Source organism: Aeromonas sp. sif2416 (genome assembly GCF_019218665.1).
Classification (GTDB): Bacteria; Pseudomonadota; Gammaproteobacteria; order Enterobacterales; family Aeromonadaceae; genus Aeromonas; species Aeromonas encheleia.
Genome location: NZ_JAHUXC010000005.1, coordinates 215824 through 235322 on the forward strand (window position 1 = coordinate 215824; position 19499 = coordinate 235322).

At 64.1% G+C, this 19499-nt stretch carries 15 protein-coding genes; 11 read left to right on the forward strand and 4 right to left on the reverse strand.

Annotation, left to right across the window (positions count from 1 at the left end):
* Positions 1-143: 143 nt before the first annotated feature.
* Positions 144-2297 (forward strand): prolyl oligopeptidase family protein, encoded by a 2154-nt coding sequence (locus KW821_RS12085; protein ID WP_218291615.1) that lies wholly within the window; start codon positions 144-146, stop codon positions 2295-2297.
* 150 nt (positions 2298-2447) lie between these two features.
* Positions 2448-4598, forward strand: a complete 2151-nt coding sequence (locus tag KW821_RS12090; protein ID WP_218291616.1) for an AsmA family protein — start codon at positions 2448-2450, stop codon at positions 4596-4598.
* Between the two features lie 171 nt (positions 4599-4769).
* Here KW821_RS12090 and KW821_RS12095 read toward each other — a convergent pair whose 3' ends face one another.
* The gene (locus KW821_RS12095; protein ID WP_218291617.1) at positions 4770-4997 is read right to left on the reverse strand and encodes a hypothetical protein; all 228 of its coding nucleotides are present in this window, start codon (positions 4995-4997) and stop codon (positions 4770-4772) included.
* Between the two features lie 321 nt (positions 4998-5318).
* On the opposite strand from KW821_RS12095, the gene KW821_RS12100 reads away from it, so the two are divergent.
* Positions 5319-6053 (forward strand): SDR family oxidoreductase, encoded by a 735-nt coding sequence (locus KW821_RS12100; protein WP_218291618.1) that lies wholly within the window; start codon positions 5319-5321, stop codon positions 6051-6053.
* A 61-nt stretch (positions 6054-6114) separates the two neighbouring features.
* On the opposite strand, the gene glnE is transcribed toward KW821_RS12100, so the two are convergent.
* The 3 genes from glnE to KW821_RS12115 form a co-directional block, all read right to left on the reverse strand.
* Positions 6115-8991 (reverse strand): bifunctional [glutamate--ammonia ligase]-adenylyl-L-tyrosine phosphorylase/[glutamate--ammonia-ligase] adenylyltransferase, encoded by a 2877-nt coding sequence (gene glnE / locus KW821_RS12105; RefSeq protein WP_218291619.1) that lies wholly within the window; start codon positions 8989-8991, stop codon positions 6115-6117.
* Positions 8992-9135: 144 nt separating this feature from the next.
* Positions 9136-9582, reverse strand: a complete 447-nt coding sequence (locus tag KW821_RS12110; protein WP_218291620.1) for a GNAT family N-acetyltransferase — start codon at positions 9580-9582, stop codon at positions 9136-9138.
* Between the two features lie 71 nt (positions 9583-9653).
* Positions 9654-10904: a methyl-accepting chemotaxis protein gene (locus KW821_RS12115; RefSeq protein WP_218291621.1), complete on the reverse strand. Its 1251-nt coding sequence runs from the start codon at positions 10902-10904 to the stop codon at positions 9654-9656.
* Between the two features lie 99 nt (positions 10905-11003).
* Here KW821_RS12115 and KW821_RS12120 point away from each other — a divergent pair, with 99 nt between their 5' ends.
* From KW821_RS12120 to fbaA, 8 genes are all read left to right on the forward strand, one after another.
* Complete coding sequence (locus KW821_RS12120) at positions 11004-11756, forward strand: potassium channel family protein (RefSeq protein WP_218291622.1); 753 nt, start codon at positions 11004-11006, stop codon at positions 11754-11756.
* 151 nt (positions 11757-11907) lie between these two features.
* Complete coding sequence (locus KW821_RS12125; protein WP_042653078.1) at positions 11908-12513, forward strand: TIGR04211 family SH3 domain-containing protein; 606 nt, start codon at positions 11908-11910, stop codon at positions 12511-12513.
* Positions 12514-12666: 153 nt separating this feature from the next.
* Entirely contained in the window at positions 12667-13452 is a 786-nt protein-coding gene (nudC, locus tag KW821_RS12130; RefSeq protein ID WP_218291623.1) for an NAD(+) diphosphatase, read from the forward strand.
* A 163-nt stretch (positions 13453-13615) separates the two neighbouring features.
* Complete coding sequence (hemE, locus tag KW821_RS12135; RefSeq protein ID WP_218291624.1) at positions 13616-14683, forward strand: uroporphyrinogen decarboxylase; 1068 nt, start codon at positions 13616-13618, stop codon at positions 14681-14683.
* A 216-nt stretch (positions 14684-14899) separates the two neighbouring features.
* Positions 14900-15829 (forward strand): ROK family protein, encoded by a 930-nt coding sequence (locus tag KW821_RS12140; RefSeq protein WP_218291625.1) that lies wholly within the window; start codon positions 14900-14902, stop codon positions 15827-15829.
* A gap of 47 nt (positions 15830-15876) precedes the next feature.
* Entirely contained in the window at positions 15877-16887 is a 1011-nt protein-coding gene (epd, locus tag KW821_RS12145; protein WP_218291626.1) for an erythrose-4-phosphate dehydrogenase, read from the forward strand.
* A 62-nt stretch (positions 16888-16949) separates the two neighbouring features.
* Entirely contained in the window at positions 16950-18113 is a 1164-nt protein-coding gene (locus KW821_RS12150) for a phosphoglycerate kinase (RefSeq protein WP_042653073.1), read from the forward strand.
* A gap of 116 nt (positions 18114-18229) precedes the next feature.
* Positions 18230-19309 carry a class II fructose-bisphosphate aldolase gene (fbaA, locus tag KW821_RS12155; protein ID WP_042653072.1) on the forward strand — a complete coding sequence of 360 codons (1080 nt, stop codon included), beginning with the start codon at positions 18230-18232 and terminating at the stop codon, positions 19307-19309.
* The last annotated feature ends 190 nt before the right edge of the window (positions 19310-19499 follow it).

Sequence of the window (19499 nt, forward strand, 5' to 3'; positions counted from 1 at the left end):
ACCTAAGCGAAAAAATTCATATGACTCCGCTCGAAACGAGGGGCTCTGGCATGGTGGCGGGCCGAGCACCCGCTGGGGGGTTGGGCCATCCGGCACTCTTTGCTAACCTGCCCGCCTCACCCGAACCGCAGGAAGTAGCATCGATGCGCTCCATTGTCAGCCTGCTGGCCCTGTCACTGCTGAGTGCCTGCAGCGGCCAGTCGGACCCAACCCGAGAGGATGTCATGTCAGGGAAAGAACGCCTTCAGTACCCCGTCACCCGCCAGGGCGAGCAAGTGGATCACTACTTCGGTCAGGCCGTGGCCGATCCCTATCGCTGGCTGGAGGACGATCGCAGCCCCGAGACCGAGGCCTGGGTCAGGGCCCAGAACGCCGTGACTCAGGATTATCTGGCCCGCATCCCGTTCCGGGAGGCGATCAAGGCCAAGCTGGCGGCCTCCTGGAACTACGCCAAGGAGGGGGCGCCGTTTCGCGAGGGGCGCTATCACTACTTCTTCAAGAACGACGGCCTGCAGAACCAGAACGTGCTGTGGCGCCAGCAGGCGGGCAAGCCCGCCGAGGTGTTCCTCGATCCCAATACCCTGAGCCCCGACGGCACCACGGCGCTGGATAAGCTGAGCTTCTCCCGGGATGGCAAGACCCTGGCCTACTCCCTGTCGCTGGCCGGCAGCGACTGGCGCGAGATCCACCTGATGGACGTGGAGAGCAAGCAGCCGCTGGAGACGCCCCTCAAGGACGTGAAGTTCAGCGGCATCAGCTGGCTCGGCAACGAGGGCTTCTTCTATTCGAGCTATGACAAGCCCGATGGCAGCGAGCTGTCGGCCAGGACGGATCGGCACAAGCTCTACTTCCATCGCCTCGGCACGGCGCAGGAAGAGGATCGGCTGGTGTTCGGCGCCATCCCGGCCCAGCAGCACCGCTACGTGGGGGCACGGGTGACCGAGGACGATCGCTACCTGCTCATCTCGGCGGCGGACTCCACCTCAGGCAACCGGCTCTATGTGAAGGATCTGACCCAGGACAGCGCCCCGCTGCTGACGGTGCAGGGGGATCTGGAGGCGGATGTGAACCTGGTGGATAACAGGGGCAGCACGCTCTACCTGCTGACCAACCGGGGGGCACCCAACGGCCGGCTGGTGACGGTGGATGCCAGCCAGCCCGGCCCGACCCACTGGCGTAACCTCATCCCCGAGCGCCCGCAGGTGCTGAGGGTGCACAGCGGCGCCGGCTACCTGTTTGCGGAGTACATGCGGGACGCCACCGCCCGGGTCGAGCAGTTCGACTATGACGGCAAGCGGGTACGGGAGATAGCGCTGCCTGGGCTCGGCAGCGTCAGCGGCTTCAACGGCAAGCACGATGATCCCGAGCTCTACTTCGGCTTCGAGAACTACGCCCAGCCGCCGACCCTCTACCAGTTCGAGCCCGGGAGCGGGGCCATCAGCGTGCATCGCGCCTCGGCGGCGCCCTTCAAGCCGGAGGACTATGTCTCCGAGCAGCGCTTCTACCAGAGCAAGGATGGCACCCGGGTGCCGCTCATCATCAGCTACCGCAAGGGGCTCAGGCTCGATGGCAGCAATCCCACCATCCTCTATGGCTACGGCGGTTTCGATGTGAGCCTGACCCCGAGCTTCAGCGTCTCGGTGGCGAACTGGCTGGATCTGGGGGGCGTCTATGCGGTGGCCAACCTGCGCGGCGGCGGCGAGTATGGCCAGGCCTGGCATCTGGCGGGCACCCGGATGAACAAGCAGAACGTGTTCGACGACTTCATCGCGGCGGCAGAGTATTTGAAGGCCGAGGGCTACACCAGCACCGACAGGCTGGCCATCCGGGGCGGCTCCAACGGCGGCCTGCTGGTGGGCGCCGTCATGACCCAGCGCCCGGATCTGGTGCGGGTCGCCCTGCCGGCGGTGGGGGTGCTCGACATGTTGCGCTACCACAGCTTCACCGCCGGGGCGGGCTGGGCCTATGACTACGGCACCAGCGCCGACAGCGAGGCGATGTTCGACTACCTGAAGGGCTACTCGCCGCTGCACAACTTGCGCGAGGGGGTCAGCTACCCCTCGACCCTGGTGACCACCGCGGATCACGACGATCGGGTGGTGCCGGCCCACTCCTTCAAGTTTGCCGCCACCCTGCAGGCCGACAACGGCGGGCCCCATCCCCAGCTCATCCGCATCGAGACCAATGCCGGCCACGGCGCGGGCACTCCGGTGACCAAGTTGATCGAGCAGAGTGCGGATCTCTACGCCTTCACTCTCTATGAGATGGGCTACCGGCAGTTGCCGGTCACTCCCTGACACTGGGCCCCGCGGGGCCCTTTTTTTATGATGGAGGCTGGCGGGCGCGACCATCCCTGTCTCGCCGGTTTCCCGTTTTGGGGCCGGTACAGCCTGCACCGCGCCGCCGATGGTATAGTCAGCCACAGGATCTGCATTGAGGAGTTCGTCGTGAAGAAGATCATCTACATACTGTTGGGGTTGGCACTGGCCGCCGTGGTGGCCATCGCCGCCCTGATTTCGCTGGTTGACCCCAACCAGTTCAAGCCCCAGCTGGCGGAGCAGGTCAGGAAGAACACCGGCCGCGAGCTGGTGATGGAGGGGGACATCGGCTGGCGTTTCTGGCCCAGCCTCGGCCTCTCCCTTGAGAAGGTGGCGCTGCGCAACCCGGCGGGCTTTGCCGAGCCGGATCTCATCCGCTTCGAGCAGGGGGACGCCTCGGTCGCCTTGCTGCCGCTGCTCTCCCACCGGCTGGAGATCGGGGCCGTGACCCTGAATGGCGCCCATTTGTTCATCCAGACCAGGGCCGATGGCAGCTCCAACCTGAGCGGCCTGATCAAGGATGCCGCGGCGCCGTCTGACAAGGCTGCCGCCCAGGGCGGCGAGAGCCCGGCACCCGCGAGTGACGGCCAGCCCTGGCAGATCGATCTGCAGGGGGTGGTGCTGGAGCAGGCCAGCGCCCTGGTGCGGGACGATCGCAAGGGCACAGTCTCCCGCCTCGATCGCCTCGATCTCAGCCTGGGCAAGCTGACCCTGGGGCAGTGGGTACCGGTGACCCTGGCCGCCAAGGGGAGTCAGGGCCAACTCGCCTTCGACCTCAAGGGGCAGGGGGAGCTCAAACCGGCCCGGGATACGCTGGCCAGCGCGCTGAAAGATCTGACCCTGAGCGGCAGCCTCAGCGAGCCGGGCCGGCGACTGGATAGCTTCACCCTCAAGGCCGATCGACTGGCGCTGGGGGAGTGGAGCAGCCTCAGCGTGAGCCTGAACGGCGGCCAGGGGGAAGGGGACAAACCGGCCCTGACCGGTGCGCTGGAGGGAACCCTCAAGGCGCGGCTCGACAAGAATCTCAAGCTGGTGGAGCTGTCGGATGCGGTGCTCTCGGCCAATCTCAAGGGCGACGCCCTGCCACGCCCGCAGATGAACCTCAAGCTGGCGGGCTTCGCCCGCGCCGAGCTGGACAAGCAGAGGATCACCCTGAGCAAGCTGGTGGTGAGCGCCGATGAGGCACTGCTGAGCGGCGAGTCCGTGGTGCAGCTCGGGGCCCTGCCGAAGATCGAGTTCGATCTCAAGGGTGACAAGCTGGATCTCGACGCCTGGCTTGGCAAAGCAACCCCGGCCAAGACGGCATCTGCTCCGGCAACGACGGCTCCGGCTGCGGCCGACAAGGCAGCCCCCGCCAAGGTGGATCAGGCGCTCTCGGCGGTGGAGCCGGACCTGAGCGCCCTCAGGCAGATCGATCTGGCCGGACGGCTGCAACTGGGCAGCCTGCGGGTGCGGGGGCTGGATCTCAGCGCCGTCGACCTGCAGCTGGTGCTGGCGGGCGGTCGGCTCGATCTCAAACAGTTCAACGCCGGGGTGGCCGGTGGCCGGGTGAGCGCCAACGGGGTGATCGATGCCCGTCAGCAGCCCGTCAGCTATCAGGCCCACAAGCGGGTGCTGGGGGTGAATGTGCGCCCGCTGCTGCAGACCCTGGCCCAGAGCGATCTGCTGGAAGGCAAGGGCGATCTCGACGTGCAGGTGCAGGGCACCGGGCTGTCGCAACTGGCGTTGCGCAAACAGATGGAGGGCAAGATCAGCCTCAAGATGAGCGACGGCGCCCTGCACGGCATCAACCTGGCTGAGATGATCCGCGAGGCGAGGGCGACCCTGAAGGGACAGCGGGCCGAGCAGGTGAAGGAGGTGCGCAAGACCGACTTCAGCGACCTCAGCGCCAGCTTCCAGATAGCGAACGGCGTGGCCAGCAGCGATGACATCCAGCTCTCTGCCCCCGCCCTGCGGGTGAAGGGCCAGGGCCAGACCGCGCTGGTGCCCGAGAGCCTCGATTTCCTGTTCCTCACCTCCATCGTCGAGAGCAGCAAGGGCCAGGGCGGCAAGACGGTGGATGAGCTCAATGACGTCACCATACCGGTGCGCATCGGCGGCCACTGGCAGGCCCCCAGCTACCGGCTGGACGTGAAGGAGCTGCTCAGCAGCAACAAGGTGCTGGAGGACAAGGCGCGCAAGGAGGCCGAACGCGGTCTCAAGAAGCTGCTGGGGGACAAGGCCGACGATGAGCAGATCAAGGGGGTGGCGGATCAGCTGCTCAAGGGGCTGTTCAAGTAAGTTCACCGTCTCGGTGATCCTCATGAAAACGGGCCCATCGGGCCCGTTTTGTTTGGCCGGCCCTCATCCGACCAGGGAGAACGCGGCCCAGGCTCCCGGGGGAAATGGCCATAAAAAAACAGGCCGGCACCCTGCGCCGGTGCCGGCCATGACAAGAACGGCGTCATCCGCTTAACGGACCTTGCCACCCTTGGCGTTGCACTCTTCCCGGGTCATGCTGCGAACGCTCTGGTCTTCGCAGGCACTCTGACCCTTGCAGCTGCTTGCCATCGAACACTGGACCTGATCTTCGCCATGTTGCCCCGTGTTGGCGGCCATCGCCGCGCCAGGCAGGAGAACGGCCGCCATTGCCAGGGCGGCGCCAGCCAGACGGCTGATGGTGTTACCGGTTGCATGCATCTTCTACTCCTTGGACATTCCGGCACCCGGCCAGTCTTGGTCGAGTGTCCGTGTGACGTCATCTTGGTGAGGAGCGGACCTCCGACATTGCGCTCACGGAGGCTGTGACTCACGGATCCTGTTTACGATCCGGTTGGGCAACCGGATCATCCCGGACGGCATTGACGACGCGTATTCAACAAGACCGGCGTCACGGGCTTTTCCATTCATGGGAAAGGCGTCTTTTTTGAGCGGCGCGCGATCGGGCCCGGGAGGCCGTTGCAGTTGTCCGGCCATGGGGTAGTATCGGGGGCCAGCAACAGCGATGGGCAAGGAGGCGCGATGAACAGGAACGCATTGATCACCGGTGGCAGCAGGGGCATAGGGGCGGCGACGGCCCATCATCTGGCGGGGCAGGGCTACCGGCTCTGCATCAACTACCGGCAGCAGCGGGCGGCGGCCGAGGCGCTGGTGGCCGAGCTCCAGGCCCGCCACGGGGTGGATTGCATCGCCGTGCAGGCGGACGTCAGCGTCGAGGCCGAGGTGGTGCGGCTGTTCGATGAGATGGACGCGAGACTGGGTGTCATCACCCATCTGGTGAACAATGCCGGCATCTTGCAGCCACAGATGAAGGTGCTGGAGATGAGTGCCGAGCGCATCAACAAGACCCTGACCACCAATGTGACCAGCTGTTTCCTCTGCTGCCGGGAGGCGGTGCGCCGCATGGCCAGGGGCGGTGCCATCGTCAATGTCTCCTCGGCCGCCGCCCGCCTCGGCGCCGCGGGGGAATATGTCGACTATGCCGCCTCCAAGGGGGCCATCGATGTGTTGACCAAAGGCCTGTCGCTGGAGGTGGCGGCGCAGGGGATCCGGGTCAACGGGGTGCGGCCCGGCTTCATCCATACCGAGATGCATGCCGATGGGGGCGAGCCCGGTCGGGTGGAGCGGGTGAAGAACCAGATCCCGCTGCAGCGGGGCGGCCAGCCGGCCGAGGTGGCCGCCGCCATCGCCTGGCTGCTGTCGGATGAGGCCTCCTATGCCACCGGCACCTTTATCGATCTGGCCGGTGGACGATAGGGGCAGGCCATGCAAGCAGAAGGGGCGCCGCGGCGCCCCTTCTCATTACTTCCCCAGTGACTTATTCCCCCAGCAGCTGTTGCCAGACGGCCAGCACATGGCCGCGCTCGGTCAGCAACTGGTCGTCCCCCACCTTGCGGGAGATCTCCGACAGGTTGAGGCGATGGCCGAGGTTGCGGATCTCCAGGTAGGCCTGCTTCAACCCCTCGGCCTGCTCCAGGCTGAGCACCCCCGCCAGCACGCACTCATCGAAGATGCGCACGTTATCGGACCAGCGGGTCAACGCGTCCGGCTCGCCGTTGGCATGGGCCAGCACCAGATACTGGGCGATGAACTCGATGTCTACCATGCCGCCGGGGGACTGTTTGAGATCGAACTCCCCCTCTCCGGCCTTGAGCAGGTGATCCCGCATCTTGTGGCGCATCTCGCGCACCTCCCTGGCCAGGGTAGGGAGATCGCGCTCCTTGGCGAGCACGGCGCGGCGCACCCGGCCAAACTCGGCCTGGATGGCATCGTCGCCGTAGATGGGGCGGGCCCGCACCAGCGCCTGGTGCTCCCAGGTCCAGGCGTCGTTCAGCTGGTACTGCTCGTAGGCGGCCAGGGACGAGACCAGCAGGCCGGCGTCGCCGGAGGGACGCAGCCGCATATCGATCTCGTACAGGATGCCGGACGGGGTGCGGGTGCTGAACAGGTGCAGGATGCGCTGGGCCAGGCGCAGGTAGAACTGGCGGCTGTCGATGGACTTGGGCCCATCGGTGTAGCGGTTGGGATCGCCGCCGTGCAGGAACACCAGATCCAGATCCGAGCCGTAGCCGAGCTCGATGCCGCCGAGCTTGCCGTAGGCCACCACCGCGAAGCCGCGCTGGCCGCTCGCCGTCACCTCGGGCGGCACGCCGTAGCGTTCGCTCATCTGCAGCCAGGCCTGATTGACCACCTCCTCGGTGATCGCCTCCGCCAGCCAGGTGAGGTGATCGCTCACCTTCATCAGCGGCAGGGCGCCGGCGATGTCGGCGGCGACGATGCGCAGCAACTGCACCTGCTTGAACTGGCGCAGCGCCTCCATCTGCTGCTCCACGTCCTCCTCGGGGATGCGCAGCAGGAACTGGCGCAGCTGGGGCTTGTACTGATCCAGCGGGGTCGGGTGGTAGAGGTGCTGGGGATCGAGCAGCTCGTCCAGCAAGATGGGGTAGCGGGCGAGCTGTTCGCTCACCAGATGGCTGGCGTCACAGAGCCGCACCAGCTGGCGCAGGGCGGCGGGGTTCTCCGCCAGCAGTTGCAGGTAGGCGCTGCGGGTGAAGATGCGGGTCAGCAGGGTGCAGACCCGCTCGAACAGCCGGGCCGGCGCCTGGCTCGCCACCACCAGTCGCAGCAGCTCCGGCATCAGCCAGTCCAGGGCGATCCGCCCCTGGGGACCGACCTGGCGGCGTCGGTACTCCTCCTTGAAACGCAGCAGGGCGGCGCAGAGCGGGGCCGGATCCTCGCCCCCCTGGGCGGTCAGCAGTTGCTCCAGCTCACCGGCATCGAGCTCGGTGCGCCACAGATCGAGCCAGAGCTGCTCCAGGTGGGCCGGGGCCTCCTTCTCTTCCCCCACCACGGCGACGAACTCCTGATGGACCGCGGCCATCTCCTCGTCCAGCCGGGCCATGAAGGCTTGCCAGTCATCAAGGCCCATGGCCGTGATCAGCCGCAGCCGATCCCGCTGCTCGGTGGGCAGGGTCTGGGTCTGCTGATCGCCGATCTCCTGCAGTATGTTCTCGACCCGGCGCAGGAAGCGGTAAGCCTCCAGCAGCCGCTGACAGCGGGTCTCCTCGAGTGCCCCGCTCCGGGCGATGGCGGCCAGCGCCTCGGGCAGGTGGCGTACCCGCAGGGCGGGTTCGCGGCCACCGCGGATGAGCTGCAGCGCCTGGGCGATGAACTCCACCTCGCGGATGCCGCCGGAGCCGAGCTTGATGTTGCCCTCCAGCCCCTTGCGGCGCACCTCGGCGGCGATCATCGCCTTCATCTGGCGCAGGCCGTCGATGACGCCGAAGTCGATGTAGCGGCGAAACACGAAGGGGCGCAGCAGCTCGGTGAGGGCCTGGGCCTGCTCACACTGGGCGCCGAGCACCCGCGCCTTGACCATGGCGTAGCGTTCCCAGTTGCGGCCGTGGTGCTGGTAGTAATCCTCCATGGCGGCGAAGGAGATGGCGAGCGGCCCCGCCTCGCCAAACGGGCGCAGCCGCATGTCGACCCTGAACACCTGACCATCCTGGGTGGGCTGGTGCAGGGCGTTGATCAGCCGCTGGCCAAGCTTGATGAAGAACTGCTGGTTGGCCAGCTCGCGCCGCCCGCCGACCGTGTAGCCGTTCTCCGGGAAGGTGAAGATGAGGTCGATATCCGAGGAAAAATTCAGCTCGCCGCCCCCCAGCTTGCCCATGCCGAGGATCAGCAGCGGCTGGGGATCGCCGTTGCCATCCATGGGGGTGCCGAGCTCAACGCACTGCCTGGCATAGAGCCAGTCACGGGCGCCGCAGATGAGGGCATCCGCCAGCTTAGTCAGATGGATAAAGCTCTCCTCCACCTCGGCCTGCCCCAGCAGCTCGCGCCAGGCGATCACCAGCATGCGGCTGCGTCTGAACTGGCGCAGCACGCGCTTGAGGGTCTCCTCGTCATGGACTTCGGCCAGCAGCGCCGCCAGCTCGGGCTGGTAGGCGGGCCAGCGCTCGTCGCGCGCCAGATCTCCGGAGGCGAGGGTCTGTGCCAGCAGCTCCGGTTGCTTAATGAGGCAGTCGGAGACAAAGTCGGAGAGGCCGAGCAGGGTCAGCAGGGTCTGCTGCTCCACCGCGGGCAGATCGCCATAAACGGGGGCCAGATCGAGCAGCCGTTGCCACTGGCGCAGGGCCTGATCTTGCAAAATAGGGGGCAGAGCAGAGGGGAGAGAAGGTGAATGCTGGGCCACGGTTGCCGTCCTTGTGGTTAACGGATCTGCAGAGGGAATGAAAACGCCGGCAGCCAATCTACCATTGCCACGCCGGCCCGTCACAGGCCGGGGGTGAGAAGCATGATCCCGCAGGGAAAAATGGGCTGCCGGCGCGGCAGGGGCTCAGGGGCGCTGATAGATCTCGGGATCGTAGATTTCCATCAGGCTGGCCGGGGTGCGCGGTGGCTTGAAGCCAAAGCCGGCATAGAGGCCCTGGGCATCCGAGGTGGCCAGGCTCAGGCGGCGCAGCCCCTGCAGCTCGGGGTGAGCCAGGATGGCGGCGATCAGCGCCTTGCTGTGGCCCTGGCCACGATGCTCGGGCAGTACGAACACATCCGCCAGGTAGCCGAAGGTGGCCCTGTCGGTGATGACCCGGGCGAAGGCCACCTGCTGACCCGCCAGATAACCGCCGAAGCAGAGGGAGTGATTGATGGCGCGCTGCAGGGTCGAGCGCGGAATGCCGAGGCACCAGTAGGCCTCCTCGGACAGGAACTGGTGGATCAGCGACACGTCGAGCCGCCCCTTGTCGTCGCTGATCTCCAGTTGGGAAGAGTGTTGTGCTGTCTGCATCCTGGCTCCTTGCCGTGACATGAATAAGAAAGGCCCCTCGCGGGGCCTTCCAGTTTACTCAAATCACGACATCAGGCCAGCTTGAAGGCCTGGATATGAGTGTCCAGGGTCTGGCTGTGGTGCTCCACCAGTTCGGAGGCCTCCTGCAGCTCCCGCAGCACCACCACGGATCCTTCCACCACCTGCTTGACCTGCTCCAGGTTGGCGCTCATCTCCTCGGCGACGGCGCTCTGTTGCTCGGAGGCGGCGGCGATCTGGCGGTTCATGTCTGCCACCCCCCGTACCCGCTGCACTATGGTGGCGAGCTGATCGCCGGCCTGGGTCACCTGCGCCACCCCCTTGTCGGCCTGCTGAACGCTCTCGCTCATCAGGCCGACGGCCTGGCGGGCGTTGCCCTGCAGCTGCTCGATCATCTTCTGGATCTCGACGGTGGCGGCCTGGGCTCTGTTGGCCAGCTCGCGCACCTCGGAGGCGACCACGGCGAAGCCGCGACCCGCCTCGCCGGCACGGGCAGCCTCGATGGCGGCGTTGAGGGCCAGCAGGTTGGTCTGCTCCGAGATGCCGCGGATGGTGTCCACCACAGAGCCGATGCGATCGACGCCGTGTTCGACCTCGTTGACCACGGCGGAGGAGCGCTGGATGTTGCCGGACAGGGTGTCTATGGTGCTGACGGTGGCCGCCACGCAGCGACTGCCCTCCTCGGCCAGCAGGCTGGCGTCGGCGGTGGCGTGGGAGGCTTGCTCCGCATGATTGGCCACCTCGCGAATGGCGCCGACCATCTGGTTCATGGCACTGGCCAGCTGTTCTATCTGGACGAACTCCTCGCTGATCGCCTCGTTGGCCTCCTCCATGCAAAGGGTGACCTGGGAGGCGATGTCGTTGAGCTCCTTGCAGGCGACGCGCTGGGTGCCAAACACCTGCTTGAGGTTCTCCTGGGAGTGGGCGACCGCCTTGGCGATGTCGCCGAACTCGTCGCGGGACTTGAGCAAGACGCTGTGGCTGAGATCCTTGCGAGCGAAACGCTCAAGCAGTCCCACCAGGTAGTGCACCTGCTTGACCATGAGGCGGGAGCCGGTCAGCAGCAGGACGACGAAGATGACCCCCATCAGCGCGGTCTCCATCAGGCCGCTCCAGAGCAGGCGATCGGCGATGTCGTTGGCCTTGGCGGCCTCGATCCCTTCGCTCAGCAGGGTGGCCTCCAGGTTGCTGGCATCGAACCAGAGCTTGGCCAGCAACAGCAGCGTGCTGAACACCATGAGCAGCACCACCTTGGGCACCAGTCGAATGTTGCTCATGCGCCGTTCCAGCGAATTTAACTGCATAGTTTTCTCCTTCTAAGGTCCATTTTCCCTTTGTCATCATGACTATCGGCATTATCTTCACTTTTATTACTTAGCTCCGTGCCTAAAGTAGGAAAATGCATGCGACATCACTTAACTCACCTGCGCGCCATGGATCTGCTGATGGCGTTTCTGTCGGTGATCTCCGTCGCTCTGGTCTGTGCCCGCTGGTGGGGGTATGGTTCGTGGAGCCCGATGACTCTGCAGCTGTTCTATGACATCGACAGCCTGATCTGTTACTTCTTCCTCGCCCATTTCGCCTATGGCTGGGTTCGTGCCCCCGATCGAATGGCCTTCTTCAAGGCGAACTGGTTCTACCTGCCCGGCAGCCTGCCTATGGTGGAACAGCTGCGCTGGGCGCGGCTGATCCAGCTGTGGCGGGTCTATCAGCTGCTGCGGGACAGGCCGGATCTGCTCGGCATGTTTCGCCGCGAGCGCAACGAGACCACCCTCTCCGGCATCCTGTTCCTGTTCTTCCTGCTGCTGGGGGTGGGGTCCTGCGTCATGTTCTGGGTAGAGGCGGACAAGCCGGGCAGCCTGATCCAGACACCCTATGACGCCTTCTGGTGGACGCTGGTGACGCTCTCTACCGTGGGTTACGGCGATCTGGTGCCGAGGACTGAGGAGGGGCGTTTCGTCGCCAGCCTGCTGATCCTGTTCGGCGTGGGCCTGTTTGGTGCTCTCAGCGGCTTCATGGCCAGCCTGTTCGTCCATCCTGGCAAGACCAACGATGACACCGCAAAGTGGCGGCACCAGCAGACTGAACAGCAGGCGCTGTTGCTGCAGGAGCTCAAGGCACTGCGGGAAGAGGTGCAGGCACTGAAACAGAAGTAGCCCGGCGTCTGGAATGGTCGCGTGGCAAACGGGGGAAGGGGCGACCTGCCTCACGGCGAGGGGGGAGGCGCTTTTCTTTGCTTGTCCTTTGACCCGCCAGCAGCTTAACATTCGGCCTGTCACCTAACTCAACGAAGAGAATCGATCGACCATGCGCGCCCTTCTCGGGATTTTGATCTGCTTGTGTGCCCAACAGGCCCTGGCCGATACCCGTTATGTTTCAGACAACATCTTTACCTTTATCCACAACGGTCCTGGCACCCAGTACCGGATCCTCGGCAGCGTCAAGGCCGGTGAACCGCTGGAGGTCAAGGCGGTGAACAATGCGGCCGGTTTTACCCAGGTGGTAGACGACCGTGGCCGCGAGGGCTGGATCAAAAATAGCGAACTGCAAGCCGACATCAGCTTGCGTGAGCGTCTGCCCCAGGTTGAAACCGCGCTGGAAGAGGCCAAGGCCCGCCTGCTGAACCTCAATGGCGACAACGAGCGACGCTTCGCCGAGAAGGATGGCAAGATCGCCGAACAGACCAAGGAGATCGCCAGCCTGAAGACCCAGCTCGGCAGCCAGAGCGCCGAGATGAGCAGTCTCAAGGAGCAGAATGACGCCCTGACTCAGAGCTATGACAACCAGGAGCACGACATGCAGATGGACTGGTTCATCCGCGGTGGTGCCATGGTGGGGGGTGGCATCCTGCTTGGTATCTTATTGCCCATGCTGCCGCGTCGTCGCAAGAGCAGCGAGCGCTGGATGAACTGATCGGCTGCGCCGGTTGGATGAGAGGGGTCGCCATGGCGGCCCTTTTTTTGTGCATGGCGGTGGCAATCTGGTCGCCACGACGGCTGCCCGGTCGTAAGATGAGTCTCACTTGTCCGTGCCCTGCACCACAGTCTCAACAAGAGCTTTCATCTCATGCCATTAACCGAACAGGCCCGCTGGTTCGTGCTGGGGGGCGATCATCTCGTCCTGCTGGATGAACAGGGGCAGATCCCACAGGGCCCCCGTGCCCAACTCCCCGCCCACCTGCATGAGGCCCCGTTCGAGCGCTTCGACCAATGGGACGATCTGCCCTGCTATCTGCTGGATCTGGGGGCGGATGCCGAGGGCGAGCCATCGGCCATGACGCCGCTGCGCCAGCTGATGGTGGCGGGGGATGAGGAGGGCTTTCGTCTCGCGGGCCGCGCCTGGCAGCTGGCCACCTTCCGTCGCAGCCACCGCTTCTGCGGCGAGTGCGGTGCTCCCATGGTCCCCAAGGCGGGGGAGTGGGCGCAACAGTGCCGGCAGGGTCACGTTGTCTACCCGCGCATCTCCCCCTGCATCATAGTGGCGGTGCGCAAGGGGTCCGACATCCTGCTGGCGGCCCATCGCCGTCACTATCAGGCGGAAGATCCCATGTATACGGTGCTGGCCGGTTTCGTGGAGGCGGGGGAGAACCTGGAGCAGTGCGTGGCGCGGGAGGTGTTCGAGGAGAGCGGCATCCGGGTGGGCAAGGTGCGTTACGTCGCCAGCCAGCCCTGGCCCTTCCCCCACAGCCTGATGATGGGCTTCATCGCCGACTACGAGGGTGGCGAGATCCGGGTGCAGGACGAGGAGCTGGTGGCGGCCGACTTCTTCGGCGCCGATCGGCTGCCACGGCTGCCCCCTCATGGCACCATAGCGCGGCGACTGATCGCCCTCTGTCTCGGCGAGGGGGCGTGAGGGTCGGCTGAGTGCACTGGCGGGGCAAAAATGGGGCGCTTGTTTGCGCCCCTTCACATCTTTGTACTCGAACCGGCCGGGCCGGCAGTTTGGGCCGCCCAGAGCCGCGCACAAAGTGGTATCATATCCGCCATTTTATGCTGGATATGACTCAGGAACTGGGATGAAAGAGCTGAAGAACGATCGATACCTGCGTGCCCTGCTGCGCCAGGATGTGGACCTGACCCCGGTGTGGATGATGCGCCAGGCTGGCCGTTATCTGCCGGAATACAAGGCGACCCGTGCCGTCGCGGGGGACTTCATGTCCCTGTGCCGCAACGCCGAGCTGGCCTGTGAAGTCACCCTGCAGCCCCTGCGCCGCTATCCGCTCGATGCCGCCATCCTCTTTTCCGACATCCTCACCATCCCCGACGCCATGGGGCTTGGCCTCTACTTCGAACACGGCGAAGGCCCGCGCTTCGAGCGTCCCATCCAGTCCATGGCCGATGTGCAGGCGCTGCCCGTGCCGGATCCGGAAGACGAACTCGGCTATGTGATGAACGCGGTGCGCACCATACGCCGCGAGCTGAAGGGCGAGGTGCCGCTCATCGGCTTCTCCGGCAGCCCCTGGACCCTGGCCACCTACATGGTGGAGGGGGGCAGCTCCAAGGCGTTCACCAAGATCAAGCAGATGATGTACGCCGAGCCCATGACCCTGCACCTGCTGCTGGACAAGCTGGCCGACAGCGTCATCAGCTACCTCAACGCCCAGATCAAGGCCGGTGCCCAGTCGGTCATGGTGTTCGACACCTGGGGCGGGGTGCTGACCCCGCGCGACTACCGCGACTTCTCCCTGCAGTACATGCACAAGATAGTCGACGGCCTGATCCGCGAACACGAGGGCCGCCGCGTGCCTGTGACCCTGTTCACCAAGAACGGCGGTCAGTGGCTCGAGCAGATCGCCGCCACCGGTTGCGACGCCCTGGGGCTGGACTGGACCACCGACATCGCCGACGCCAAGCGCCGGGTCGGTGACAAGGTGGCGCTGCAGGGCAACATGGATCCCTCCATGCTCTATGCCGCCCCCGCCCGCATCCGCGAAGAGGTCGCCACCATCCTGGCGGGCTTTGGCAGCGGCAACGGCCACGTCTTCAACCTGGGCCATGGCATCCATCAGGATGTGGATCCTGAGCACGCCGGCGTCTTCGTCAACGCGGTGCACGAGCTCTCGGCCCAGTATCACGGCCGCTGAGGTCGAACCGCAGCATCAGCATCATGACAACGGGGCCCCAGGGCCCCGTTGTGTTATCCGGGGAGGCGCCGTTTTGGCCCTTGCACTGTTTTGGGTACTGCGCGCCGGCCCCGGCTCGGGTTACACTGCGCCATCTGTGGCGGTGGCCACACACAAGATGAGCGACAGCGTGCGAGGCCGCGTATCGGCCGTCTCGCTCGCCATGCAGGAGGCAGAATGAGCAAGAAGTCGTGGGATTGGGGTATCGATCTGGGCGGGACCAAGTGCGAGTGCGTGGTGCTCGATGGCGACGAGGTACTGTTGCGCCATCGCATCCCCACCGAGCGCCGTGGCGGTTACGAGCACATGATCGGCCAGATCGCCAAGCTGGTGGACGAGTGCGCCGGCAAGCTCGGTCAGCGCCCGGCCGTCATCGGCATGGGCACGCCGGGGGCGCGGGATCCCCAGACCGGGCTGATGAAGAACTGCAACACCACCGAACTCAACGGCAAGCCGTTCAAGGAAGATCTGGAGCGCCGGCTCGGCGTGCCTGTGCTCATCGCCAACGATGCCAACTGCTTCGCCCTGGCGGAAACCCATCTCGGGGCGGTGCGCCAGCATCATCCGGATGCGAAAGTCGTGTTCGGCATCATCATGGGCACCGGGGTCGGCTCCGGCATCGTCATCAACGGCCAGATCCTCAACGGCCACCACGGCATCGCCGGGGAGTGGGGCCACAACGTGCTCTCCCCCGATGGGCCCGAGTGCTACTGCGGCAAGCGCGGCTGCGTCGAGACCTTCATCAGCGGCCCCGCGCTGGAGGCCTGGTATGAGGCCAAGGCCAAGCGCCACCTCTCCCTCGCCCAGATTGCGGCGGCCAGCGCCCACGATCACGTGGCGAAGCTCACCATAGACCGCCTGCACCTGCTGTTCGGTCAGGCACTGGCCAACGTGGTCAACATCCTGGATCCGGACGTCATCGTCATCGGCGGCGGGGTCGGCAACGTGCAGAGCCTCTATAAGGCGGGCCGTCAGACGGTGCTGCCGTTCCTCTTCAACCCCCGCTTCGCCACCCCCATCATAGCGCCCTCCCTCGGGGACAGCGCCGGTGTCTTCGGGGCTGCGCTGCTGGCCAGAGGCGTCTTCCAGGATGCCCTGCTGTCGTGAGTCATCCATAGGCCCTCTTTTGCCGTCGCTAAGGACACCCATTTTCCATGATCAAGATTGCCATCAACGGGTACGGGCGCATCGGTCGCAACGTGCTGCGCGCCCTCTACGAGAGCGGCCGTGACAAGACCATCAAGATAGTCGCCATCAACGAGCTGGCGGCCCCCGAGGCCATGGTGCACCTCACCCGCTTCGATACCAGCCACGGCCGTTTCCGCCATCCGGTGCAACTGGCGGGTCACAGCATGCTGGTAGGGGAGGATCTCATCCCCCTGTTTGCCGAGCAGGATCCGGCCAATCTGCCCTGGCGGGCGCTGGGGGTCGACGTGGTGCTGGACTGCACCGGGGTATTCGGCTCGCGGGCCGATGCCGAGCGCCATCTGGGTGCGGGGGCGGGCAAGGTGCTGTTCTCCCATCCGGCGGATGCGGACGTGGACGCGACAATCGTTTTCGGGGTGAACCATCAGGTGCTGACGGGAAGGGAGCGGATCGTCTCCAACGCCTCCTGTACCACCAACTGCGTGGTGCCCGTCATCGAAACATTGCATCGAGAGTTCGAGATAAATTGTGGTACTATTACGACAATTCATTCGGCCATGCACGATCAGCAAGTCATCGACGCTTACCACAGCGACTTGCGCCGAACCCGTGCTGCCAGCCAGTCCATCATTCCGGTGGATACCAAGCTGGCAAAGGGGTTGGAGCGGATCCTGCCGCACTTCGCCGGCAAGTTCGAGGCGATCGCGGTGCGGGTGCCGACCATCAACGTAACGGCGATGGATCTCAGTATTACTGTTCGTAAAAAAGTGACGGTTACTGACGTAAATCAAGCCCTGCAACGGGCATCCAGAGGTACATTAAGCGGTATCCTGGATTACACGGAAGAGCCTTTGGTCTCCGTAGACTTTAATCATGATGCACACTCCTGCATCATTGATGGTACCCAGACTCGGGTGAGCGATGCCAACCTCGTCAAGATGTTGATGTGGTGTGATAACGAATGGGGCTTCGCCAACCGTATGCTGGATACCACCCGGGCCATGATGGCCGCAGGCTGAGAGCCTGCACCGGGCGCAAGGTTACTGTTTTTAACATTACCTGAAAATATAGAGGACTGAATATGTCTGTTATCAAGATGACCGACCTGGATCTGGCGGGTAAACGCGTTCTGATCCGTGCTGACCTGAACGTACCGGTAAAAGACGGCAAGGTCACTTCCGACGCACGTATCGTGGCAACGCTGCCGACCATCAAGCTGGCTCTGGAAAAGGGCGCCAAGCTGATGATCACCTCCCACCTGGGTCGTCCGACCGAGGGTGAATACAACGAAGAATTCTCCCTGGCTCCGGTTGTCAATTATCTGAAAGACGCTCTGTCCTGCCCGGTTCGCCTGGCCAAGGATTATCTGGATGGCGTAGAAGTCGCCGCCGGTGAGCTGGTTGTGCTGGAAAACTGCCGTTTCAACAAGGGCGAGAAGAAGAACACCGAAGAGCTGGCCAAAAAATACGCCGCCCTGTGTGACATCTTCGTAATGGATGCATTCGGTACTGCCCACCGCGCCGAAGGTTCTACCTACGGTGTGGCTCAGTTCGCCCCCGTAGCTTGTGCCGGTCCGCTGCTGGCCGGTGAGCTGGAAGCCCTGGGCAAGGCCATGCTGAAGCCCGAGCGCCCAATGGTTGCCATCGTGGGCGGCTCCAAGGTCTCCACCAAGCTGACCGTGCTGGAATCCCTCTCCAAGATCGCTGACCAGCTGGTGGTCGGTGGTGGCATCGCCAACACCTTCATCGCCGCTGCCGGTCACAACGTCGGCAAGTCCCTGTGCGAACACGACCTGCTCGACACCGCCAAGAAACTGGCCGCCGAGACCAACATTCCGGTGACCACCGACGTGGTCGTGGGTACCGAGTTCTCCGAATCCACCCCGGCTACCATCAAGTCCGTCGCTGACGTGACCGACGGTGACATGATCTTCGACATCGGCCCTGACTCTGCCAAGGCCCTGGCCGACATCATCATGAACGCCAAGACCATTCTGTGGAACGGCCCGGTCGGCGTGTTCGAGTTCGACCAGTTCTCGGCAGGCACCAAGGTTATCGCCGAAGCGATCGCCGCCTCCCCGGCCTTCTCCATCGCTGGCGGTGGTGACACCCTGGCCGCCATCGACAAGTTCGGCATCGCCGACAAGGTCTCCTACATCTCCACCGGCGGCGGCGCCTTCCTGGAGTTCGTAGAAGGCAAGGTACTGCCGGCGGTTGCGATGCTGGAACAGCGCGCCAAAGCCTAATTGACCCGGGACGGGGGGCAAAAGCCTCCCGTTTCGTTTATCATGTGACCGCTGTGCCAGTTCATGATGAACCCCCCATTTTTTATTAACGGCATACGAGAACAGGACGATTTAACATGTCTAAGAAAATTTTCGACTTCGTAAAACCCGGCGTGATCACTGGTGATGACGTTCAGAAAGTGTTCGCCATCGCGAAAGAAAACGGCTTCGCTCTGCCAGCCGTTAACTGCGTCGGTACCGACTCCGTCAACGCTGTACTGGAAGCTGCCGCCAATGTGAAGGCTCCGGTCATCGTTCAGTTCTCCAACGGTGGTGCCGTGTTCACCGCCGGTAAGGGCCTGAAGCTGGAAGGTCAGCAAGCCGCCATCCTGGGTGCCATCTCCGGTGCCAAGCATGTGCACGCCGTTGCTGCCGCCTACGGGGTTCCGGTTATCCTGCACACCGACCACGCCGCCAAGAAGCTGCTGCCGTGGATCGACGGTCTGCTGGACGCGGGCGAGAAGCACTTCGCCGAGACCGGCAAGCCGCTGTTCTCCTCCCACATGCTGGATCTGTCTGAAGAGCCGCTGGAAGAGAACATCGACATCTGCTGTGAGTACCTGACTCGCATGGCCAAGATGAACATGACCCTGGAGCTGGAACTGGGTTGCACCGGTGGCGAAGAAGACGGTGTGGACAACAGCCACATGGATCAATCCGCCCTGTACACCCAGCCGGAAGACGTGGCCTACGCCTACGAGCGTCTGTCCAAGATCAGCCCGCGTTTCACCATCGCTGCCTCCTTCGGCAACGTGCACGGTGTGTACAAGCCGGGTAACGTCAAGCTGACCCCGTCCATCCTGGACGCTTCCCAGAAATTCGTTTCCGAGAAGTTCGGTCTGCCTGCCAAGTCCCTGGACTTCGTGTTTCACGGTGGCTCAGGTTCCACCCTGGAAGAGATCCGCGAGTCCATCTCCTACGGCGTCGTGAAGATGAACATCGACACCGACACCCAGTGGGCTACCTGGGAAGGTCTGTTGAACTTCTACAAGACCAACGAAGCCTACCTGCAAGGCCAGCTGGGTAACCCGGAAGGTGCTGACAAGCCGAACAAGAAGTTCTACGATCCGCGCGTATGGCTGCGTGCCGGTCAGACTTCCATGATCGCTCGTCTGGAGAAAGCCTTCTCCGACCTGAACGCCATCAACGTACTGTAATTCGTTACCGTCGCTGATTGCATAAAAAGGCGCCCTTCGGGGCGCCTTTTGCGTTGCTGCGCTCCGGAGGCATATGGGGTCAGGGATTGGTGGCGATAACAAGGCGCTCTTATCAGTGGCGCCTGCTGTGCTACAGCACTCCGGGAGCAGGCTGAACCAAGAGATGAGGATAAAAAGGTGCCTTTTGGGG